A 21339-nucleotide genomic window follows, 5' to 3' on the forward strand; every position below is an offset into this window, starting at 1 on the left:
CGACGGTGGGTTATTAGACATCTGCCCCCGGAGGCACTCTATGGTCGAACCAGCACTCATCCTCCCGCCGACCCCGGACGACCGATGGCACCTCGCGACCCAGATGGGCGTCGAGAAAGCCGTCATTCACCCGCTCGAAATCGGCGACGGGCGGACCCAGTGGACGTACGACGACCTCTTAGGCTTGGACAACTGGCTCGCGGAGGTCGGATTGGAGTTCGCGGTCCTCGAAGGATCTGTCCCCATCTCGGACCGCGTGCGCCTCGGTCGGTCGGGGCGCGACGAGGACATCGAGACGTTCAAGCGGTTCCTGCGGGCGTGCGGGTCCGTCGGTATTCCCGTGGTGTGTTACGACTGGATGGTCGGCGTCCGGTGGGCGCGAACGCGCGCGCACGTGCCGGCGAGAGGCGGGTCGTACGTGACGGCGTACGACGCCGACGACACGGCGGAGCATCCCCCGGCATCGGGCTACGAGGGGGTCGACCGAGCGCAACTCTGGGAGGCGCTCGAATACTTCCTCGGGGAAGTCGTTCCGGTCGCCGAGGAGGCGGGCGTCAAACTCGGCCTCCATCCGGACGACCCGCCGCGCTCGGAACTCAGAGGGATTCCGCGCATCGTCACCTCCGTCGACGCCTACGACCGGGTCCTCGACATCCACGACAGCCCGTCGAACGGAATCACGTTCTGTCAGGGCAACTTCGCGGCGATGGGTGCGGACATTCCGGCCGCAGTCGAACGCTTCGCGGACCGCATCCAGTTCGTGCACTTCCGCGACGTTGAGGGAGACGCGGACCGGTTCGTCGAGACGTGGCACGACGCCGGACCGACAGACATGCTCGCCGCGATGCGCGCCTACGTCAAGCACGTCGGCGATGACGTCCCGATGCGGCCGGATCACGTCCCGACGATGGCCGGCGAGGACAACTCGAACCCGGGATATCACACGAAGGGGCGGCTCTTCGCCGTCGGCTACATGCGGGGACTGCTCGAAGCCGCGCGCGCCGGCGAGCGCTGACCCACTCGGTGGTCGAAGATACGCTTATTCCGTCGCTCCGCGAGGGGACCGCCATGAGTCAGACAGACGACTCGCCGTTCGACGAACTACCCCTCCGAATCGGGCTCGGGCAGTTCAGAGAGCCGACCGACGACCGCCTCCGATTCATCAAACAGCTCGGCGTCGACGACGTGTTGCTCAACATGTATCGGTACTCGCCCGACTACCCGCATCTCCCCAACGAAGACCGGCCACTGCTCGCCACCCCCGAGGAGTGGACCGTAGACGCCTTGGTCGAACTCCGCGAGCGAATCGAACGGGCGGGACTCCGATTGAACGCCATCGAGAACGTCCCCATCGCGTTCTACGACCACGTCATGCTCGGCGGTGACCGGCGAGACGAACAACTCGACGACCTCCGACGGATCGTGCGGAACCTCGGCGAGGCGGGGATTCCGATGTTCGGCTACCACTGGATGCCGAGCGGGGTGTGGCGAAACACTGAGGTGGCGGTCAGAGGCGACGCCCGGGCGTCGGGGTTCGACCTCGACGCGGCCGACGACAGCCTCACCCACGAACGAGAGTACACCGAAGCGGAACTCTGGGAGAACTACGAGCGCTTTCTGCGTGCGGTCCTGCCGGTCGCCGAGGAGGTCGGAGTGAAACTGTGTCTCCACCCGAACGACCCGCCCGTGGACTCCCTCGGCGGCGTCCCGCAACTCTTCAGAAACTTCGAGAACTTCCAGCGCGCGATGGACCTCGTGCCGAGCGACAATCACGGGTTGGAGTTCTGTCTCGGTTGCTGGTCGGAGATGGGCGAGGACCTCGAAGCCGCGATTCGCTACTTCGGGTCCCGCGGAAAGTTGTACTACGTCCACTTCCGAGACGTCGAGGGGACCGTCCCCCGATTCAACGAGACGTTCTTGGACCAGGGAAACTACGACTCCGCTCGAATCTTCGGACTGCTCGACGAGGTCGGCTTCCGCGGGATGATCATCCCCGACCACGTCCCGCACGTGGAGGGCGATTCCACCTGGGACCACCGGGGTCGCGCGCACGCCGTCGGCTATCTGCAGGGATTGCTCGCCATGCACCGCGCCTGCGCTGAGACGTGACTATGGGGAGAGTGCGTTCCTCGAAACGTACGTCCGCCGACCGGCGTTCTCGCGTGAATTCTGTCGTGGGTGCCCTACGCGTAGGTGACGTTCAGTTCGATGACGTTGACCGTCTCCAGGAGCTTCTGTGCGAGTTCCTCCTCCAAGTACTCGCCCTGGACGCGATTCGACGGACCGGAGACGCTCACCGCACCCAGGATGCGGTCGTTGTTGCTGAGAATCGGGGCCGCGACGCAGCGGAGCCCGCGAATGCGCTCGCCGTCGTCGAACGCCAATCCCCGTTCTCTGATCGTTTCGAGTTCTTCGTACAGCACTTCCCGGTCGGTGATGGTGTTCTCGGTGACGGGTTCGAGCCCGTGAGTGTCGAGAATCTCCTCGACTCTCGACTCGTCTAGGTTCGCCAAGATGGCCTTTCCGAGGGCGGTGCTGTGAAGCGGCACGCGCGTTCCGACGTGCGACTCGACGCGGACCGCGTTCGCCCCCCGGGCCCGGTGGAGGTACGACCCGCGGCCGTACTCTTCGATCATGAGGTTCGCGAGTTCGCCGGTCGACTCGGCCAACTTGTCCACCTCGGGGGTCGCGATCTCGAAGATGTTCGACCGCTGGCGAGCGTAGGCGCCGTACTCTAAGAACCGAATCCCGACGTGGTACTTCGACTCCTCCTTCACGACGAGTTCCTCCTGCAGCAGCGTGCTGAGGTAGTTGTGAATCGTGCTCTTCGGCATGCCGAAGTGCGCCGCGAGTTCGGTACTGCCGGCCCCGTCCAGTTCCATCAGTGCATCGAGGATTCTGAAGGCTATCTCCACCGACTTCACCCCGTTCTTGGCTTTCTGCGTCATACTGTCACTAATGATTGCGATAGATATAGCTCTGTGCTATACTGTCGAACGGTCTACGCTAATCGGGAGCACGGTACGCTCATTACGTCGTCCGTCCTGCATTGCCGGATATCGGTTCGGTATCGGCGTCGGGTTCGTCGTTCTCCGCGATGTTCGGCATCGTAGCACGCGGTTCAGAATTCGAGCCAAGAAAAATTACAAATCTATTCTTGTAATGGTCATCCCGTGGCGGCCGCACCGTGTATCGAAACGACTGACAGAGAGCCGGTTTCACATTGCCGCGCTTCCGTTCAGCATTGTGGGACGAGCTTCCTGCGAGAACGAGACAATCGCCTCGAAGCGGCTATTACCGTAGGCATCCAGTACGAGGGGAAGGCGGCCGCAGTGATTCGATTTCGCGTCGATAGACGCGTAATCCGCTGAAAATTAGCTCCCGGCTGCCGCCGTACAGTCGGGTTCTCGGCGGGATGTGCTGGCCGGTCGACGAAACCGTTCGGGGGAGGAGAAGAATCCGACTAAACCTCCACGACCGGGTTCACGAGCGTCCCGATACCCTCGATGTCGATAGAGACGACGTCGCCTTCAGTCAGCGTGAAATCCTGCGGGGGAACCAGCGACGTACCGGTCATCAACACCGCGAGTTCCGGAACCGCGTTGTGAGAGGTAAAGTAGTGGACGAGTTCCTCGTCCGTCCGGACCATCTCGGCCGTCGAGGTCGACTCCGAGAAGAGCGTCTCGCCGTCCCGCGCGATCTCCATCGACATCCGGAGGTCGTGCGGATCCGCGATCGATTCGGCGGGCACCACGCACGGGCCGATGGAGCAACAGCGGTCGTAGATTTTCGCCTGTGGGAGATACAGCGGGTTGCGTCCCTCGATAGCTCTGCTCGAAACGTCGTTGCCGACGGTGTAGCCGACGATCTCTCCTCGATACAGAACCACGGCGAGTTCCGGTTCGGGGACGTTCCAGTCCGAATCGCGCCTGACTCCGACGGCCTCCTCGGGACCGACGGTCCGACTGGGGGTCGCCTTGAAGAAGATCTCGGGGCGGTCCGCATCGTAGACGTCGATGTAGACCTCGGCCATCGAACTCTCCGACTTCCGCGCCTCCTCGCTGATCTCGTACGTCACCCCCGCAGCCCAGACTTCCTCCGGGACGAGGGGGAGCAGCCGGTCCTCCACGAGCGCTCCTCGCGGGACGGTATCGGCCGAATCGATCTGCCGACGAGTGAGTTCGACCATCGACGCACCGGCCACGGATGCGGCGTGAGCGAGTTCGCCGAACCCCGTGAGACCGGGATGTGCGGACGTCAAATCGAACACTCCCTCGTCGGTTTCGACCACGAATCGCCGGACGTGCCCCTGCCCCGCTAGCTGATAGTACCGCATACCACTTCATCACCGGATTTCGATAAAACGTTACTGGTGATTTTACTTGCTCGTGTCTGACATCTTATCTGTCCCGCGGCGTTCGTGATACGAGGGATCTCGATGGCCGATGACGACCGGGAGAGACGTTCTGCTGTCCACCTGTTCGTAGAGATGGTAACAAACCCCACAATCGTTATATACTCTCCCGGCAACAGTGAGGCCGTAGGAGACTACCAATGGAAACTTTCGAATCAGACGACGGGCACGTGTTCGTACTGCTCCAACCGGGTGACTTAGCCCTCGAATCGATCACCGAGGCGTGTGAGAAACACGACGTCGACTCCGGCGTCGTGGTCTCGGGCATCGGGACGTTCCGGAACCTCAACTTCCACTACGTCCCCACGACCGACTTCCCGGCGGAGAAAGCCAAACGGAACACGTTCTTGAACTTGGACGGCGCGTGGGAGATCGGAACCATCGACGGCGCCATCGCGGACGGGAAGCCGCATCTTCACCTCGTCGCCTACAACGGCGAGGAGACCGTGGCCGGTCACATCGAAGACGGGTGCGAGGTGCACATCCTGAGCGAACTCGTCATCCGAAAGATCGACGGGCTCGAACTGACCCGAAAACCGAACGAGAAGAACGTGAGCACGCTCCAGCGGCGATAGCTGTCGGAGACGAACGCCCGTCTCGACAAGTCTATACCGAGATACTCGAACCCGATCCAAACCATGCCTGATTATCCACCTGTCACCGTACGCGAAAAGACCGCCGTCGTCATCGGCGGCACCAGCGGTATCGGAGAGGCCATCGCACTCGCGTTCGCCGAGGACGGCGCGAACGTCGTCGCGACGAGCCGAACCGACTCGGCCGTCGCGGAGACGGCGAGGAAAATCGAATCCTACGGGGCTCGAACGCTCGAACAGTCGTGTGACCTCACCGACCGAGACTCCATCGAGGCGCTCTGCGAGGCGGTCGTCGCCGAGTTCGGGGACGTCGACGTGCTGGTCAACTCCGGTGCGGCCGCCGCGCGCAAGCCGTTTCTCGACCTCGAAGAGGAGGAGTGGGACCACGTCCTCGACGTGTTGCTCACCGGCGTCTTCCGCTCGTGTCAGGTATTCGCGAGGGAGATGACCGAGGGTAGCATCGTCAACATCTCGTCTATGTCCGCGGACCTCGCACGCGCTCGGCTGATGCCGTACTGTACGGCCAAGTCCGGAATCAACGCGCTGACGCGATGTGCGGCCCGAGAGCTGGCACCGGACGTGCGGGTGAACGCCATCGCACCGGGGTTCGTGATGACGCCTCTCACCGAAGAAGAGTACGGCGAGGGAACGGCACTCCGCGCCGGAATCGACGAACGCGCGTTGACCGGCCGCGTCGCCCGCCGCGAAGAGATAGTCGGGTCGGCGGTGTATCTCGCCAGCGACGCGGCGAGTTACACCACGGGAGAAGTGTTGTTCGTCGACGGCGGGTTCACCAGAAACGCGCTCTGATCACCCGAGCGTCGACGGCGCCTCGATTCCGTACTCCGCCCCGACCGCCGTCAGTTTCTCGAAGACGCTCCCGTTGACCGGTACGCCGCGCTCGCGGTTGGCGATGAGCGCTTTCGATTCGATTTCGCCGGGCAACAGCACCTCGTCGACGCCGTCCTCCGTTTCGACGGCTTTCAGCCCCTCGACGAACCGGCCGACGTGCTCGAGGAACGCGTCGAGTTCTCTGAAGGTGGCGACGTCGATCGCGAGGTAGAAGTGACCCAAATCCATCGACTGGTCGTACTCGCCGTACAGCGACCCCACGTCGGCGCTGATGTTCGCACCGGACAACACGCCGCTCAGGAGGTCGACGATGACGCCGAGGCAGTACCCCTTCGGTCCGCCCAGCGGTCTGAGCGCCGTAATCTGGTTCGGGTCGGTGGTCGGGTTCCCCTCCGAGTCGACGCCCCACTCCTCCGGCACCGATTCCCCTTTCTCGGCCGCGACGTGGTCGATCTTCCCCATCGCGACGACGCTCGTCGCCATGTCGAGGGTGATGGGGTACTCGAGCGGAGACGGAACGGAGACCGATATCGGATTCGTTCCGAGATACGGCTGTTTGCCGCCGAACGGAATCACTTGAGCGGGGACGTTCGTCATCGCGAAGCCGATGCAGCCGTGTTCGGCCGCCATCTCGGTGTAGTAGGCCGCGGTCCCGAAGTGGTTGCTGTGTCTGACGACGCCGACCGCAACGCCCGTCTCCGCCGCCATCTCGATGAGTCGGCGCATCGCCTCCGTTCCCGCGCTCTGTCCCGGGCCGTGGTCCGCGTCGACGACCAACGCGCTCGGCCCTCGCTCCGTGAGGGTGATCTCCGGATCCGGGTTGTATCCGCCCGCCTCGAGGTGCTCGACGTACGGTTCGAGTCGTGCGACGCCGTGCGAGTCGACGCCGCGGAGGTCCGCTCGGACGAGCGCCTTCGCGACGGTTTCGCAGTGCGGGGCGGTGAGACCCGCCGCCCCGAGGAGGTCCTCGGCGAACTGTTCGAGTGCTTCCGGTTCGAATCGAAGCGTGTCTGCTCGTGTCATTACATTCAGCTCTCCTAAGCGGTATCTTCATATTAAGTGTTGGTATCGTGCCGACCCGCTGGGCGTCTCCCGAACCGTACCGACACTCGAGGGTGCTCATCGAGGCCCTTCTTCGTCTATGTCCAGAGTGCAACGCTCGGAGCCGCTGAAGGGAGATGACAGCGGTATTCCAATTATCAATAGATAAGTATATATACAACAGAGATAATCGTTATAAACGTGAGTCATGGCACAAGATAACACCTCGGACAGCAGCGGCGGAAACGTGCGTCGCCGGCGGTTCTTACAGGGAGCGGGCGCGTCGAGTGTCGCCCTGCTCGCCGGTTGTGCGGGCAGCGGCGACGGCGGAGATACCGGCAACGGAGGGACCGACGGCGGAGACACCGGGACTGACGGGGGTGGAAACGGCGGGACGACCACCGGGTCGACCGGACCGAAGTACGAGGGTCTCACGATTCGGTACTGGAACCGGTTCCACAACAACTCGGGCAGAGCGTCCGAGGCGATTAGGGGCGCAATCGACCGCTTCGAGGAGGAAACCGGTGCGACCGTCGACGTGAACTACTCGGCGGGCGACCCCGGACAACGCTGGCTCACCCTCGCGCGGGAGGGAGAGCGTCCCCACATCATGGACCAGGTGTCGGGGTTCGTCGGGCCGTTCGTCGAACTGGGTATCGCCAAGCCGTTCCCGGAGTATCGAGACCTCTTCAGCACCGAACTCCTCGACCGCACCGCGTGGCTGATGGACCCCCTCGGCGAGCAGGCGTACGGGGGGTACGACGGAATCGCTCACGAGTTCAAGTTCAGCAGCGAACCGCCACGGCTCTTCCTCGCCCGGAGAGACCACCTGGAAGCGGCGGGGCTCGACCCGGAGAGCGACTTCCCCCCCACCGACTTCGAGGACAGCGTTCGCATCGCCGAGGCGCTTCAGGAGGACGGACCGGGGAACTACGGCTGGCAGATCTACGGCTCGTCGGGCGACGTCACCGACACCTGCACCGAAGACTGGCCGGTCGCACAGGCGGGACAGGAGGGGAAGATCCTGAACGCGGACTGGACCGACACACAGATCGACGGCGAGCCGATCAAGACGACCTACGAGAACTTCGTCTCGCTCCACGTCGAGCACGAACTCTCCAGTCCGGGGACGGTCTCGATGTCCGACGAGGACGGGACCCAACTGCTCATCAGGGGCGAAGCGAGCATGACGCAGATTCCCGCCGCGACCTACGCGGACCTGCTCGCCAACGCCGAGGACCAAGTGATGAACGGCGACTTCATCTTCGGGCCGGCGTGGAAGGGCGAATCCGGGTCGCGGGGAATCACGGGCGGCGACGGCGTCGTCTTCATCAACCCGCCGGACGGCGCGGACGAAGCCGAGTGGGACCGAGCGCACGAAGCGGCCGCCGACCTGCTCGAGAACTACCTCTACCACTCGATGGAGTTCCAGCGGACGATGTTCAGCACCATCGGCGGCGCGAACATCCGCGACGACGTGACCCCGGAGGATATCAGGGCGGCCGTCGACGACCCGGCGGGCTACGACCAGACGCAGATCATCGAGGCGACGAACACATGCATCACCGACCAGGAGGGGTACTACATCCAGGAGGCGGCCCCCTTCTTCGGACAGATCCAAGGCGAGATCATGCCGGGGTACATCCAGCAGGCGCTCCAAGGACAGATCACCGCGAGCGGGGCGCTCGACCAGGCCGCACAGGAGGCGCGCGATCAGTTCTTCTGATCGCGGTCGCCGCGACCCGCGCGGAGTCAGCGATACACAACCCATGACACATTCCACCTCATGTCGACTGTAAGAGTGAAACTGGACGTCGCCAGAGAGCGCCTCGATCACACGAGGGCGGCCTTCAGTCGCGATTGGTTGACGTACAGTATGCTGGCGCCCGTCCTCCTCATCATGGGAGTGCTCGTCTGGGGCTCGCTCCTCGACGGCATCTGGATGAGCTTTCACTCGTTCGACTTCCTCGGTCGGCGGGAGTGGGTCGGCCTCGAGAACTACCAGTACATCGTCGGCTGGGACACGTTCTGGACGTCGGTCAGAGCGACGATCATCTTCGGGTTGGTCACGTTCTCCCAGTTGGCGATCGCGCTGGTCGCCGCCGTCGCGGTGAAACACGCTCGCTTCCGCGACTACATCAGCGCGCTGTTCGTGATTCCGTACACGATTCCGGGATTGGTGTCCGGGACGCTCTGGGTGTTCATCCTGCACCCGGACCTCGGTCCGATCCTGCCGCTGCTCGTCGACATCGGGCTTCTCGAACAGACCATCTACTGGGGGACGCAGGGTGACACCGCGATGGCGGTGATCATGTTCGCGGCGACCTGGGCGTACTGGCCGCTCGTGTTCATCATCCTCACCGCGTCGCTCGACGGAATCCCCGAAGAGCAGTACGAGACCGCGCGCGTGTACGGCGCGAGCAAGGTCCAAGCGTTCTTCCACATCACGCTTCCGCAACTGAAGGGTGCGATTCTCGTCGCCGTCAGCCTGCGAACCATCTACAACCTCACCAAGGTCAGCCAACCGCTGCAAATCACGGGCGGCGGACCCGGCTTCGACACGTCCGTGCTCGGGATTCTCGTCTACCGATTCACCGAGGGTTCACAGCGCTTCGGACTCGCGATGAGCGTCGGCGTGATTCTGGTGCTCCTGACGATGCTCTTCGTCGTCCCCTACATCAGGTCGTTCGAGCGCAACGCCGACACCGGAGGCATGACGTGAGACTGAGCATCGACACCATCGGCGGCTCGCGGTCGGGGCTACAGCTCGAAGACGTCGTCTTCAAGGCCGCGGTGTACGGCGTGATCCTCGCGCTGGTGCTGCTGATCGTGATACCGCTGTTGGTCGTCGTCTCGGTCGCGTTCACGCCGACCAGCGAACTGTTCTCGAATCCGTCCGCGTGGTTCCCGCAGAACCCCACCCTTCAGTGGTGGTCGGTCGGATTCGCCGAACTGCAGGAGGGGCTCCTCCACAGCCTGGTCATCTCCGTCGGCACCGCGCTCATCGCGCTGGTCATCACGATTCCGGGCGCGTACGTGTTCGGTCGCAAGGAGTTCGTCGGCAAACAGTTCGTGTTCTACGCGATCATCCTCTCCTTGCTGTTCCCCTCTATCGTGCTCGTCGTTCCGATTACGGCGCGGTGGCTTCAGTGGGGTCTCTACGACTCCTATATCGGCCTCTGGATCGCGTTCCAGATCTTCATCACCCCCTTCGCGATCTGGATTCTCCGCGATTACTTCAGCAAACTCCCCGAGAACTTAGAGGAGGCGGCGCAGGTGTACGGCTGTACCGAGTTCGGCGCGTTCGTCCGAGTCATCCTCCCCATCGCGAAACCCGCGCTCATCGCCGTCGGGTTCCTCGCGTTCCTCAACGGCTGGAACGAGTTCCTGTTCGCCAACCTGCTCACCACGAGCAGCGGGGTCCAGCCCGCGATCGTACAACTGTATGCGACTCTGCACTCCGGGCAGGGCGAGAGCATCCCGTGGTCGATGTTGATGGCGCAGGCGCTCATCATCGGGACGCCGCCGGCAATTCTCTACTTCGTCGCGCAGAAGGGACTCAGGGGGGCGTTCGGTCCGTGAGTCCCACTCCGTTCGACCGCCTCCCGAGGCGTCACGAGGCGAGCGGTTCCGAACATGCGGCCGATCGGAGCGAACGCCGCGGACGAAACGCTTATTCGTGTGCTTCGAGACCAAATACCATGGTGAGATACGTATGAACGAGGTCGTCAGTGACGAATCCGGGCGGAAGGCGCGGAACGACACCGGTCGGACCGGCGAGCCGGTCATCCGGATCGCCGACCTCCGCAAGACGTTCGACAGCGGTTCGATCGTCGCGTGCGAAGGCGTGAACCTCTCGATCGACACCGAGGACTTCGTCGTGCTCCTCGGCCCCTCGGGGTGCGGGAAGACGACGACGCTGCGGTGTATCTCCGGACTCGAACTCCCCGACAGCGGCGAAGTCGTCATCGACGGGGTCGACATGACCGGCGTCAAGCCGAAAGACCGGAACCTCGCGTTCGTCTTCCAGAGCGTCGCGCTGTTTCCCCACAAGAGCGTTCGGGGGAATCTGCAGTTCGGTCTCGACATGTCCACGAAGCTCTCGAAAGCCGAGAAGAAAGAGCGCGTCGAGGACATCGCGAAGATGCTGGGCATCGAGGACAAACTCGACCAGAAGCCGAGTTCGCTCTCCGGCGGCCAACAGCAGCGCGTGAGCCTCGGCCGGGCGATGGTCATGGAGCCCGCGGCGTTCCTGCTCGACGAACCGTTCTCGGCGCTCGACGCGAAGCTCCGCAAACGGATGCAGACGGAGATAAAAGAGCTCCAAGGGCGTCTCGAAACGCCGATGGTGTTCGTCACGCACGACCAGGAGGAGGCGATGGCCATCGGCGACAAAATCGTCATCATGGACGGGGGAGTCATCCAACAGATCGGCTCCCCGTACGAGGTGTTCAACGAACCGGTAAACCAGTTCGTCGCGGAGTTCATCGGCTCTCCCTCGGTCAACACCATCGAGAGTCGCCTCTCGCGGTCGTCCGGTGGATTCGTCCTCGAAAACGACCTGTTCTCGCTCCCGCTCGACGCCGAACTCCCCGCCGCTGTTACGGATGGCGAGCCGGTGACGTTCGCTATTCGTCCGCAGTACATCCACGTCGCACAGCCGGGCGAGGAACTGTTCTCCGGAACCGTCAAACTCGTCGAGCCGCAGGGTGACCGGGACACCGTCTACCTCGACGCGGAGGGGCGCGAGATTCGAGCGGTCGTGCCACAGAACACCGTCGCGCCGGAGGAGGAAGCGCTCTCCCTGACTATCGAACCGGATAAGTTCTGGATCTTCGACGAGTCGGGGGGACGACTCTCCTGAGATCGATCTCAGACGCCGAAGCGACGGCTCTCGAACGAGCCGCTGAGCCGTTCTCTTCTGTCTTCCGGAGATAGCAACGCCGCCCCATGGATGATTTCGTATTCGTGCCCTGTATCGCTCGATGAAGCCGTGTAGACGTGTCAGACGCGTATGTGCGGGTGAATGAGGTCAAAGTAGTATTTTAGAGAGAGAAATAGAAACATAATCAATCGTTAGGTATCGTCGGGAGAAATCGGCGGTCAGGAGACCAACTGCCCGGCGGAAGTCAGCGACATCGCTCCTCGTGGCTTCGATACCGCGTCCGATTCCGTTCGAGTGAGAGGGAACTCGTACCGGCTTTATCGGCGCTTCACACAGGGGTTACGCAGTGGTCGTTCGGGTCTCCACGCCTCTGCAATGATGTCCGAGCGATGGACGGAAACCGGGTTGCGACCCGCTGACCGTCGTCACGGCGCTCAGTAGCGACCTCAGACGTAGCCGGCGTCAACTTTTATCGGACGCCCGGTCACGTACGACGCGTCGTCGCTGGCGAGAAAGGCGACGCATGCGGCGACCTCCTCGGGTTCGCCCCATCGGTTGAACGCTGTCCGCATCGGGGCTTGGTCTCTCATCTCGTCGCTGAACCACGTCCGAATCATCTGCGTGTCGATGAGTTCCGGACAGATGGCATTGACTCGGATGCCGTACTCGCCGAGTTCCGGGGCGACCGACTCCGTGAAGTGAAGCACCGTCGCCTTCGTCATCCCGTACGTGGTGATGTTCGAGGGGAGCCATCCGGCCATCGAGGAGGTGTTGACGATGGAACCGCCCCCCTGTTCGTCCATGATGGGAAACACGGCGTGACAACCGTTCCAGACGCCCTTGACGTTCACGTCGATCAGTCGGTCGACGTGGTCGGGGTCCGTCTCCGCGAACCCCTGCATCTCGCCGATGCCCGCGTTGTTGAACAGCACGTCGACGCCGCCAAGTTCGTCGTTAGCTTCCGCCAACGCGGCGTCGAACTCGTCTAGTGTCTTATTTTATATACACTAAGTTCCGTTTTTTGGAGCCAAAATTTGGTATGCTATCTCCGTTACTACGGTTCGAGAGTTCTGTTTCGCCGAACGACGACCGGAAATCAGATTTGGTCGCGAAGCCAAAGACAGCTATGGGTGCCATCGAAGTCGACGAACTCACGAAGGACTACGGAGACGTCCTCGGCATCGACTCGCTCACCTTCACCGTCGAGGAGGGCGAAGTCTTCGGCTTTCTAGGCCCTAACGGCGCCGGGAAGACGACCGCGATTCGGACGCTTCTCGGCCTCCAGTCGCCGACCGGGGGGAGCGCGCGGGTTCTCGGTCGGGACATCACCGACGAGCGAGCGTTGACGAAGGCCCGCCGCGACATTGGCTACCTCCCGGCCGAACCGGTGTTCGACGAGCGTTCGACCGGGCGGCGACTGCTGCGTTACTACGGCGACCTCCGGGGCGACGAGCGCAGCGACGAACTGCTCGAACGGTTCGCGCCGCCGCTCGACCGGAAGGTCGGCAGCTACTCCCGCGGGAACAAGCAGATGCTCGCCATCGTGTTGGCGCTCATGCACGACCCGAAACTGATCATCATGGACGAACCCACGAGCGGGCTCGACCCCCTGAAGCAGGACCGCTTCATCGAGTTCATCGCGCGGGAGCACGAGCGCGGGAAGACCGTCTTCTTCTCCTCGCACATCCTGAGCGAGGTCCAGAAAATCTGTGAACGGGTCGGTATCGTCCGCGCCGGCCGCCTGGTCGAACTGGAGGACATCGAGACGCTGCTCGGTCGGTCGGGAAAGGTCGTCCGCGTCCGCGTCGCGGAGCGCGTGGAACCCGAGGCGTTCGCGCTCCCCGGCGTCCACGACCTGACCCTCGGCGCCGACGGGACGGGGGGAGTCGGGTCGAGTCGGAGCGGGCCGGGGACGACGCTCACGTTCACCTACACGGGCGCGTACAACGACCTGATCGCGCGGCTGAGCGAGTACGACGTTCGGGACGTCGAGGTCGATGAGGCGCCGCTCGAAGACGTGTTCATGCGGTTCTACGGCGACGTTCCCGCCGACGGAGGTGTCGGTGGCGATGCGTGAAATCGCCCGGTACGAGACGGAGCGACGGCTTCCGAGCGCGGTCGCGCTCTCGGTCGGCCTCTCGCTGTACGCGGGGCTGTTCTTCGCCATCGGACCGTCGATGATCCAAGAGATCGACTTCGAGCAGTACGCCGAGGCGTTCCCGCCGGCGCTGCAGTCGGCGTTCGGCGTCGAGGCCATGGGGTCGCTCGAAGGGCTGTTCGCCGCCGAACTGTACCAGTTCGGCTGGATACTGCTGCTCGGTCTGTACTTCGCGTACAGCGCCGGCGCGCTCGTCGCCGAGGACGTCGAGAACGGCCGACTGGACCTGCTGTTGTCGACCCCCGTCTCGCGCGTCTCCGTCCTGCTCGGGAAGTTCGCGTCGCTGCTCGCGCCGCTTCTCCTCGTGAACGTCGTCGTCGCGGCCGTCGTCTACGGCGGCGGCGTCCTCATCGACGACCCCCTCCCGTTCGCGGACGTCGTGATGACGCACGTCCTCTCGATTCCGTACCTGCTCGTCTGTGCGGGTCTGGGCCTCCTGCTCTCGGTGCTCGCCAGCAGCGCGAGCCTCGCCCAGCGCGGTGCACTCGGCGTCGTCTTCGGGCTGTTCATGGTCGAGTCGTTCGTCGCCGGGACGGACTACGAGTGGCTCGGCACGCTCAGTCCGACGCACTACTACGACCCGATGGCCGTCCTCGTCGACGGGACGTACGACTGGGCCGGTGCGGTCATCCTCCTCGAAGCGGCGGCCCTGCTGGTCGTCCTCAGCGCGTTTCGGTTCCAGCGGAGGGACCTATGAACCGACGACAACTCCTCGCCGTCGTCCTCGTCTCGCTCCTCGTCGTTCCGGGGTCCGCCGCGGGGGCGGTCCGCGGGTCGCCGGACCTCGCGGTCGCCCTCGGCGACAACCGCGTGACCGTCGGCGAGAGCGGGACGCTCGAACTGACCGTCGCGAACCGCGGCGACTTAGACCTCGCATCGGTATCCAATCCGGCGCTCAACGAACGGGTGACGACGGCGCGGGGCATCGAACTGTCGCTCGACGCGGGCGACGCACCGCTCACCGTCGAGTCGGGACCGACACTCGTCGGCGGACTCGCCAGCGGGCAGAGCGCGGCGGTCGGATTCGACGTCGCCGTCGACGAGGACGCGGAACCGGGGACGTACACGCTGCCGGTGACCGTCGAGTACGCGTACACGAGTTCCATCGCCGAGGTGACGGGCGCGACGACCGAACGCACCGTCGAACGGGAGACGACCGTCACGGTGGTCGTCGAGGACGGCGCCTCGTTCCGCGTGGTGGAGACGGCGACGGACGCGCAGGTGGGCGAGGACGGAACCCTCTCGGTGACGCTGGCGAACGACGGGTCGGCGCCGGCCGACGACGCGACGGTGGCGCTGTCCTCACCGAACGGGGCCGTGACGTTCGGCGGGGCGCCGGAGGCGGCGCGGTACGTCGGGTCGTGGGACCCCGGCGAGACGCGAACCGTCGCGTACGACGTCGCCGTCGACGGCAATCGAACGCCGGGGAGTTACGCCGCGCAGGCCGTCGTCTCCTACCTCGATACGGACGGCGAGGCGAGGCGCTCACAGCCCCTGAGCGTCGGAATCGACCCGCGCCCGGAGACGGCGTTCTCGGTCCGGTCGCTGAACGCCTCGCTGTACGTCGGCGAGACGGGGACGCTCTCCGGAACCGTCGTCAACGAGGGTCCCGACCCGGTCCGCGGCGCGGTCGTGACGCTCCGAACGGACGCCGAACACGTCCGACCGGTCGACGGTTCCGTCGCCGTCGGGACGCTCGAACCCGGCGAACGGGCCGACGTCGCGTTCACCGCCGCGGTGAGCGACGACGCGACACCCGGCGCACGTCCGTTCTCGATGACGGTGGAGTACGAGACGGGAGCGGGGTCGGTGACGACGAGCGACCCGATACGAGTCACCGGACAGGTCCGGCCGGACCGCGACCTCTTCGCCGTGGAGGCGCGGAACGCCACGTTCGCGCCGGACAGCAGCAACCGCCTCGAAGTCGTCGTCACCAACACCGGCGAGACGACTCGGCGGGACGTCGTCGTCGGACTGGAGCCGGCTCAACCGTTCACGAGCGTCGCACCCGAGGCGTACGTGCCGGCGCTCGCGCCCGGGGAGTCGGCGACGGTCGCCTTCGAGGTGTCCGTCGACGAGGACGCGGTGCCGAGCACGCACGCCCTCGGCCTGAACGTCACCGCCGAGACGCCGGGAGCGCCCACCGACGTCACCGAGTCTCACCGCGTGCGCGTCGACGTCGCCGAGGAGAGCCAGTCCGACGATATCGTCTCGCTCGTCGTCGTCGCCGTCCTCGGCGCGGTGCTCCTCGCGGCCGTCGGCTACTGGTGGTACCGGGGACGGTAGGTGGGTTCGGCGCGAGTTCGACGTGGGAATCGGACGGTCGCCGGACGAGTCACGGATTCGGGTCGACTCCGCGCCCCGAAGCGGGGGCACGCGACGCGAACGGAAAGATTTCAAAGTGCGGTGAGCGACAACCGGACGCATGTCCCCCGAGAGATCCCTCCCGGTCGCCGTCGTGTTCGGACTCCTCGCCGGCGGTCTCGTGTATCTGCTCTTCCTTCCGGACTGGTATCCGGCGGTCGGAATCGCCGCCATCTACGCCGGTGCGGCGTATTTCTACCTCGCCTTCGACATCTCTCTGCTCGGCGCGCAGATCGAGTTCTCCGACCGCCCGGACAAGGCCGGCTACGCGGTCGGGCTGTTCGGTCTGAGCGTGAGCCCCCTCGCACTCGGCGAGTACGTCGGGCTACGGGACCCGGCCGTTATCGGCATCATCGTGTGGATGGTCGGTATGATGGCGTTCCTCCTCTTGGCGACGACGGCCGCACAGGCGGATTCAACGGAGCGCCGAGGAATCTGAGAGGCACGAAATCGGGGTCGTTCTATGGTGTCATTCGTTTATCATTGTAAATACGACAGTGCGCATCTACGGCCGTTTCTCGAATCCGGAGAGGGGACGGTCGGGACTCCCGGCGCGAGCAGTTCCGCGTCCGCAGAGAAAGAAGTCTACGGCGGCTGAGAGAGCGCGTACAGGGTTCCGTCCGTCGACTGCGCGAAGACGCGCTCCTCGCCGGCGCCCAGAACGTACCGCTCCGTCGGAAGCGTCGTCTCGGACTCCTCGACGAAGGAGATGTTCCGAAACCACGTGAGCGACCCGGTGTCCACCCCGACGACGAACAGCCCCTCGGTCGATGCGGTCTGCGTCACGGGCGCATCGAAGCGCGTCTCGTAGCGTTCCGCGCCGTCGTCGACCGAGAGTTCGTACAGCGTTCCGAAGGTGCCCGAAGGCGGGTTCGTCGTCGCCTCCGCGACCAGTAGCGACGACCCGGCGCGGTGAAAACCCTGAACGCGGGCGTCGCTTCCGAACGACGTCCGCCACTGGAGGTCGCCGGTCGTCCGGTCGAGCGACGCGACGGTGCCTTCCGCCCCGACGTAGACGCGACCCCCGACCGGGAGCGGACCGACGGTCGCCGTCGACCAGTCGTCGGGCCGAGCGACCCATCGAGGCGCGCCGTCGCCGTGAGCGAGGGCGACGATGCCGCCCCGGTCGCCGAAGTAGACGGCGGCCTCGTCGGCGGCCAGTTGGTCCTCGGGGGCGACGACGACCGTGAAGTCGAGGCCGTCGACCGAGGTGCGTTCCCAGCGGCGCGTTCCGTCGCTCGTCTCGAGGGCGACGAGCGAGCCGTTAGCCGCGTACAGGGTATCGTTCGCGACGGTGAGCGCCGACGCGAGGTTGCTCACGCCCCGCGTCCACAACTGCTCGCCGCTCGCCGCGTCGAACGCGCGTATCCGCGCCCGCGCGCCGCGGGGGCCGCCCTTCTCGCCGACGTACACGCGGCCGTTCGCGGCGGTGAGCCCGGTCATCCGTCCGAGGTCGACCTCCCACCGACGCGTTCCGCTCGCGGCGTCGAACACGGTGAGCCGACCGTTCTCCAGTCGTCCGTCGCGGTAGCCGCCGACCGCGAGCAGGCCGTTCGTCGTCACCGGCGGGGACAACGACGTCGGAGCGGGAACCGAGGCGCTCCACTGCGTCCCGGCCGGTGACTGCGCGAGAAGCGAGTCGATGCAGCCGGCGAACGCCCCAGCGGCGAGGGTACCGCCGGTAGCGAGGAACGAGCGACGGGAGGGCATAGCGGGACGTGACCGACCGAATACGATAAGTTTTCTGAAATCTTCGGACCGGCGGTTCACTCGGTGCGCGCCACCGGGTCGTCCGCGTCGGCGTCGGGTCGGTCCTTCCAGACGACGGTGCGCTGGCTGCCGGTGACGTACCGGTAGCCGGCGTACAGGAGGTTCGGCACGCCCATCGCCCACCAGATAGTCAGGATGGCGATGACGAGGTGGATCCCCGGACTGCCGAACTCGCGCCGGACGAGCGTGACCCGGTCCGGAGTCTCCTCTTCGATCTTCCATCCGGATTCGACTTTCGCGGTGACCTCGCGCCGATAGGAATCGGAGTAGTCCATGCGCTCCCGTACGAGGTCGTACGGAAAAGCGGTTGCGTGTCCGAACGTGGCGTGGGTAGCGTTCGAATAGTCTCCGCCAATACGTCGCTATCTCCTTCGGCCCTCTCGTCGAGAAAGGCCAGAGGTTGTACAATGTATTATGTTCGTATCGCGGTCAATCACTCCGTAGGACAGTCGTTCGGTGAGTTGGTCGGAAGTTCGTCGTCCGCGGTTGGAATCGAAGTCCGCCGAAACGTCCGCTCTGCTCGCTCGTGGGTGGGACGACAGTCCGTGACGGGACAGGGCTCTCACTTCAGTGCCGAGAATAACCGAGCGCTGAAGCCGTCTCTCGTCGGTCGATGCCACCAGTTCGATGAGTGAGTAATCGACGACTCCGTCGTCCGCATCGGTGACCGACGGTCGGCGAGAGTGACCGTGGACGAACACAGCGACCCTGGAAGATTCACTCGGCGAACTCCGTCGGAAGCGACCGGAGACCGACGGCGTCGAGCGCGAAAACGCGGAGGAACTCAACGTGAAGCAGCGAGAAAAACGGTGTGGAGACGTAACTACGCGTGGAAGCATTTCTATAGAAGTAATTGGATAGTGCTATCAACCTACGTCACCATACCACCGCCCGGCTACTCCACTTCAGAACCGCTCGTCCGGGGACGAGGACGGACTCCCTGAAGCGTTCGCCGCCGAGGAGGTATCGGGATGCGTTAGGAAGGAGAGAACGCACTCCCCGGTCACCGGTTCGCGGACCTCGCGTCGAGGCGTTCGGCGAGTTCCCGCGAGATACCGGAGAGGTGAGCCGACCCGAAGACGGCGACGACGAGGCCGCCAACGGAGTTGTAGAAGAGGTCCAACACCGTGTCTTCGAGACCGTACTGCGTGAGGACCGAATCGGAACCGACGAGAGCGGCGGCGACGCTGATGTAGAACTCGAGCAGTTCCCAGACGACGCCGAACGCCAGGACGAACAGGAGCATGAAGACGAAGAGGAACTTCGGGGGCATGTGGACGAACTCCGAGTGTTCGTCGAGGGCGACCACGGTCGCGTAGGCGACGCCGGCCACGAGCGACGACGAGAGCGCGTGCGTCATGTGGTCCCACCACCACGTCGCCGAGTACGGACTCAGGAAATCCAGCATCGGAAGCGGGAGCGTCCCGAAGGCGTGGAGGAACATCGCGACCGTGATCCAGAGGACGAGGCCGACGTTCATCGTGAACGCGTAGTTCCGTTCGAGGTACGCCGGAAGGAACGTCACGAGGAGGCCGACGGCCGCGTTGACGATAACCCCGGAGTTGCGCGCGAGGAGGCCGACGACGAGAATCCCGACCATCACCGCCTGGAGGAGGCGGACGAGTTGGCTCTGCCGGCGTTCGGAGACGTACGTCGCGAGTCTCACGTCGTCTTCACCCCGGGAGACGAGTCACCGTCGAGGTTCGCTTCCAACTGCCGTCTGAAGTACCAGCGGAACGCGACGGCCGAGACGACGCTCACCACCAGCACGACGCTGAACACGCCCATCAGTTCCTGATTGGTCTCGACGAACGCCGTACCGAGGTAGCGAGCGGACGCCGCGGACCCGAGCGCCCACACCCCCGCCGTCCCCATCGTCGTGATCATCACGAACCCGATGGCGAAGTTGGGCGTCATCCGCACCGTCGTCGTCATCTGAAGAGCGACGACGACGAGCAGGGCCAGCATACCGATGCTGAGTGCGAAGACGGCGTCCCCCAGAATCTGCCGGTCGTACGTGCCGACGAGTAACGGGAGCGAGGCCAGAAGCAGCATCAACCACGGGACGGTCTTCGTCCAGGAGCGATGGACCAGTGCCGGTGTGGCGGCGACGAAGGTCGTGACGACGGCGAACGCCGCGACGATGATCCCTCCCGTGAGAAGGTTACCGACTCCGACCGCCGCGATAACCGCGGTCAGTATCCACGCGACGGCCGCGTTCGCCCGGTCGTCGACGACGAACCACTCCTCCGGAAGTGCCTGGCTCATGATGGGTTCTCCCGAGAGGCGACCCGGCGACCGTCTCCGTCGAACGCCGCCGCCCGCCTCTTATCACCTGCTAGAGCACGCCAGTCGTAATCAACCTATTCCCGACCGCTCGCACGTCACGGAAGGGGAACGCGGCGCGATTCGGCGAGTTCACCTCGAACTCGGACGATATGAGCAGAACTCCCTCCGCTCTTGGTCCGCCCGCGAGAGAGTCTTTTTCCCTTTACAAAGCTAATCGCGTAACGAAGACGTCGCGGAGGCTCCGCGACGCACACGCGTGCAATTACGATTCGGGTGCCAGTATCTCGTGGCGGCTCGGTAGGGCCAAAATGCTCGAATCGATAATCGTACTTCGGCCGTCAATACGTATATCAGTTTCTTAGACGCGTTCCGTAAGCGACCGTCTCATATAAAGAGAGAACCAATCAGTATTTATTTATGTATTCTGATTTGTACAATTGTTCCGCGGTGATATGTCTACACTCGTACGCGTATATCTCATATCGGAGAATATATCTCGATACGTGACGCTCGAATCGAAAACGGATGGCCGCTCGAAGATAGCTCCCTTGGGTGAAGATACCGAGGCGTCCATCCGCACTCGGATTTCTCAAGATCGCCTCAGAAAACGTCTGAGTCATCTAAACCGGTCGTTAAGTGGATTCAGCGTCCGAATAGTGTTGTACGAAGAGTATAATGGTTATACATGAAGACGAAGACGGATACGAAGCAGTACGGCGGAACGATTTCGGCCCGCGGGGTCGCCATCTCGGTCGGCTATACGATGTGGCTGCTCGTCACGTCGGCGCTGCAGGGTCTGCGAGAGCGACTGCAGGGGGTGTGACGGCGTCGGGTTGCGCTCGGTCCCTCAGCATAGCCTCGCGCATCGGGTGGTCAGAGCGATGAACCGATAATCGTCGCCCGTATAGCCGAACAGCGAGCGAACGCGACGGACGAGGACGACGGCCGTCGTCGCCTCCCCGAATCCTCCATG

At 64.1% G+C, this 21339-nt stretch carries 20 protein-coding genes and 1 pseudogene; 13 read left to right on the forward strand and 8 right to left on the reverse strand.

The window, feature by feature from the left end:
* Nucleotides 1-40 precede the first annotated feature (40 nt).
* Together NDI79_RS12450 and NDI79_RS12455 are read left to right on the forward strand one after the other, a co-directional pair.
* Complete coding sequence (locus NDI79_RS12450; protein WP_310928814.1) at nucleotides 41-1015, forward strand: mannonate dehydratase; 975 nt, start codon at nucleotides 41-43, stop codon at nucleotides 1013-1015.
* A 53-nt stretch (nucleotides 1016-1068) separates the two neighbouring features.
* Entirely contained in the window at nucleotides 1069-2109 is a 1041-nt protein-coding gene (locus NDI79_RS12455; RefSeq protein WP_310928815.1) for a mannonate dehydratase, read from the forward strand.
* A 74-nt stretch (nucleotides 2110-2183) separates the two neighbouring features.
* Here the strand turns inward: NDI79_RS12455 and NDI79_RS12460 are convergent, their stop codons facing one another.
* Complete coding sequence (locus NDI79_RS12460; RefSeq protein ID WP_310928816.1) at nucleotides 2184-2948, reverse strand: IclR family transcriptional regulator; 765 nt, start codon at nucleotides 2946-2948, stop codon at nucleotides 2184-2186.
* Nucleotides 2949-3463: 515 nt separating this feature from the next.
* Nucleotides 3464-4336 carry a fumarylacetoacetate hydrolase family protein gene (locus NDI79_RS12465; protein WP_310928817.1) on the reverse strand — a complete coding sequence of 291 codons (873 nt, stop codon included), beginning with the start codon at nucleotides 4334-4336 and terminating at the stop codon, nucleotides 3464-3466.
* A gap of 218 nt (nucleotides 4337-4554) precedes the next feature.
* Here NDI79_RS12465 and NDI79_RS12470 point away from each other — a divergent pair, with 218 nt between their 5' ends.
* Both NDI79_RS12470 and NDI79_RS12475 read left to right on the forward strand, forming a co-directional pair.
* A complete protein-coding gene (locus NDI79_RS12470; RefSeq protein ID WP_310928818.1) occupies nucleotides 4555-4989 on the forward strand; it encodes a PPC domain-containing DNA-binding protein in 435 nt (144 codons plus the stop codon).
* Between the two features lie 63 nt (nucleotides 4990-5052).
* Entirely contained in the window at nucleotides 5053-5817 is a 765-nt protein-coding gene (locus NDI79_RS12475) for an SDR family NAD(P)-dependent oxidoreductase (protein WP_310928819.1), read from the forward strand.
* Here NDI79_RS12475 and NDI79_RS12480 read toward each other — a convergent pair whose 3' ends face one another.
* Nucleotides 5818-6882, reverse strand: coding sequence for an Ldh family oxidoreductase (locus NDI79_RS12480; protein WP_310928821.1), 1065 nt, complete (start codon nucleotides 6880-6882; stop codon nucleotides 5818-5820). It abuts the gene before it with no gap.
* Nucleotides 6883-7108: 226 nt separating this feature from the next.
* Here NDI79_RS12480 and NDI79_RS12485 point away from each other — a divergent pair, with 226 nt between their 5' ends.
* From NDI79_RS12485 to NDI79_RS12500, 4 genes are all read left to right on the forward strand, one after another.
* Nucleotides 7109-8626 (forward strand): ABC transporter substrate-binding protein, encoded by a 1518-nt coding sequence (locus tag NDI79_RS12485; RefSeq protein WP_310928822.1) that lies wholly within the window; start codon nucleotides 7109-7111, stop codon nucleotides 8624-8626.
* Nucleotides 8627-8686: 60 nt separating this feature from the next.
* Entirely contained in the window at nucleotides 8687-9622 is a 936-nt protein-coding gene (locus tag NDI79_RS12490) for a carbohydrate ABC transporter permease (RefSeq protein ID WP_310928823.1), read from the forward strand.
* Nucleotides 9619-10482, forward strand: a complete 864-nt coding sequence (locus tag NDI79_RS12495) for a carbohydrate ABC transporter permease (RefSeq protein ID WP_310928824.1) — start codon at nucleotides 9619-9621, stop codon at nucleotides 10480-10482. Before NDI79_RS12490 ends, NDI79_RS12495 begins: the two co-directional genes overlap by 4 nt.
* Before the next feature lie 133 nt (nucleotides 10483-10615).
* Nucleotides 10616-11764, forward strand: coding sequence for an ABC transporter ATP-binding protein (locus NDI79_RS12500; protein ID WP_310928825.1), 1149 nt, complete (start codon nucleotides 10616-10618; stop codon nucleotides 11762-11764).
* A 467-nt stretch (nucleotides 11765-12231) separates the two neighbouring features.
* Here NDI79_RS12500 and NDI79_RS12505 read toward each other — a convergent pair.
* Nucleotides 12232-12759, reverse strand: a pseudogene (locus NDI79_RS12505) (SDR family NAD(P)-dependent oxidoreductase); the annotation flags it as partial.
* Nucleotides 12760-12911: 152 nt separating this feature from the next.
* Between NDI79_RS12505 and NDI79_RS12510 the strand changes: the two are divergent.
* The 4 genes from NDI79_RS12510 (at nucleotide 12912) to NDI79_RS12525 (ending at nucleotide 16746) form a co-directional block, all read left to right on the forward strand.
* Nucleotides 12912-13862 carry an ABC transporter ATP-binding protein gene (locus NDI79_RS12510; RefSeq protein ID WP_310928826.1) on the forward strand — a complete coding sequence of 317 codons (951 nt, stop codon included), beginning with the start codon at nucleotides 12912-12914 and terminating at the stop codon, nucleotides 13860-13862.
* Nucleotides 13855-14640 (forward strand): ABC transporter permease subunit, encoded by a 786-nt coding sequence (locus NDI79_RS12515; protein WP_310928827.1) that lies wholly within the window; start codon nucleotides 13855-13857, stop codon nucleotides 14638-14640. The genes NDI79_RS12510 and NDI79_RS12515 overlap by 8 nt, the downstream gene beginning before the upstream one ends.
* A complete protein-coding gene (locus tag NDI79_RS12520) occupies nucleotides 14637-16229 on the forward strand; it encodes a COG1361 S-layer family protein (RefSeq protein WP_310928829.1) in 1593 nt (530 codons plus the stop codon). The genes NDI79_RS12515 and NDI79_RS12520 overlap by 4 nt, the downstream gene beginning before the upstream one ends.
* A gap of 139 nt (nucleotides 16230-16368) precedes the next feature.
* Complete coding sequence (locus NDI79_RS12525; protein ID WP_310928830.1) at nucleotides 16369-16746, forward strand: hypothetical protein; 378 nt, start codon at nucleotides 16369-16371, stop codon at nucleotides 16744-16746.
* A 146-nt stretch (nucleotides 16747-16892) separates the two neighbouring features.
* On the opposite strand, the gene NDI79_RS12530 is transcribed toward NDI79_RS12525, so the two are convergent.
* From NDI79_RS12530 to NDI79_RS12545, 4 genes are all read right to left on the reverse strand, one after another.
* Nucleotides 16893-18017 carry a PQQ-binding-like beta-propeller repeat protein gene (locus tag NDI79_RS12530; RefSeq protein WP_310928831.1) on the reverse strand — a complete coding sequence of 375 codons (1125 nt, stop codon included), beginning with the start codon at nucleotides 18015-18017 and terminating at the stop codon, nucleotides 16893-16895.
* A 56-nt stretch (nucleotides 18018-18073) separates the two neighbouring features.
* Nucleotides 18074-18352 (reverse strand): DUF8108 domain-containing protein, encoded by a 279-nt coding sequence (locus NDI79_RS12535; protein ID WP_310928832.1) that lies wholly within the window; start codon nucleotides 18350-18352, stop codon nucleotides 18074-18076.
* A gap of 728 nt (nucleotides 18353-19080) precedes the next feature.
* On the reverse strand, nucleotides 19081-19743 hold the full coding sequence (locus NDI79_RS12540) for a DUF2238 domain-containing protein (protein ID WP_310928833.1): 663 nt from the start codon (nucleotides 19741-19743) through the stop codon (nucleotides 19081-19083).
* Nucleotides 19740-20345 (reverse strand): hypothetical protein, encoded by a 606-nt coding sequence (locus NDI79_RS12545; RefSeq protein ID WP_310928834.1) that lies wholly within the window; start codon nucleotides 20343-20345, stop codon nucleotides 19740-19742. Before NDI79_RS12545 ends, NDI79_RS12540 begins: the two co-directional genes overlap by 4 nt.
* 706 nt (nucleotides 20346-21051) lie before the next feature.
* Here NDI79_RS12545 and NDI79_RS12550 point away from each other — a divergent pair.
* Nucleotides 21052-21189 carry a hypothetical protein gene (locus NDI79_RS12550; RefSeq protein ID WP_310928835.1) on the forward strand — a complete coding sequence of 46 codons (138 nt, stop codon included), beginning with the start codon at nucleotides 21052-21054 and terminating at the stop codon, nucleotides 21187-21189.
* Nucleotides 21190-21339 lie beyond the last annotated feature (150 nt).

The sequence above is a fragment of the Halogeometricum sp. S3BR5-2 genome (assembly GCF_031624635.1).
In the GTDB taxonomy this organism is placed as follows: domain Archaea; phylum Halobacteriota; class Halobacteria; order Halobacteriales; family Haloferacaceae; genus Halogeometricum; species Halogeometricum luteum.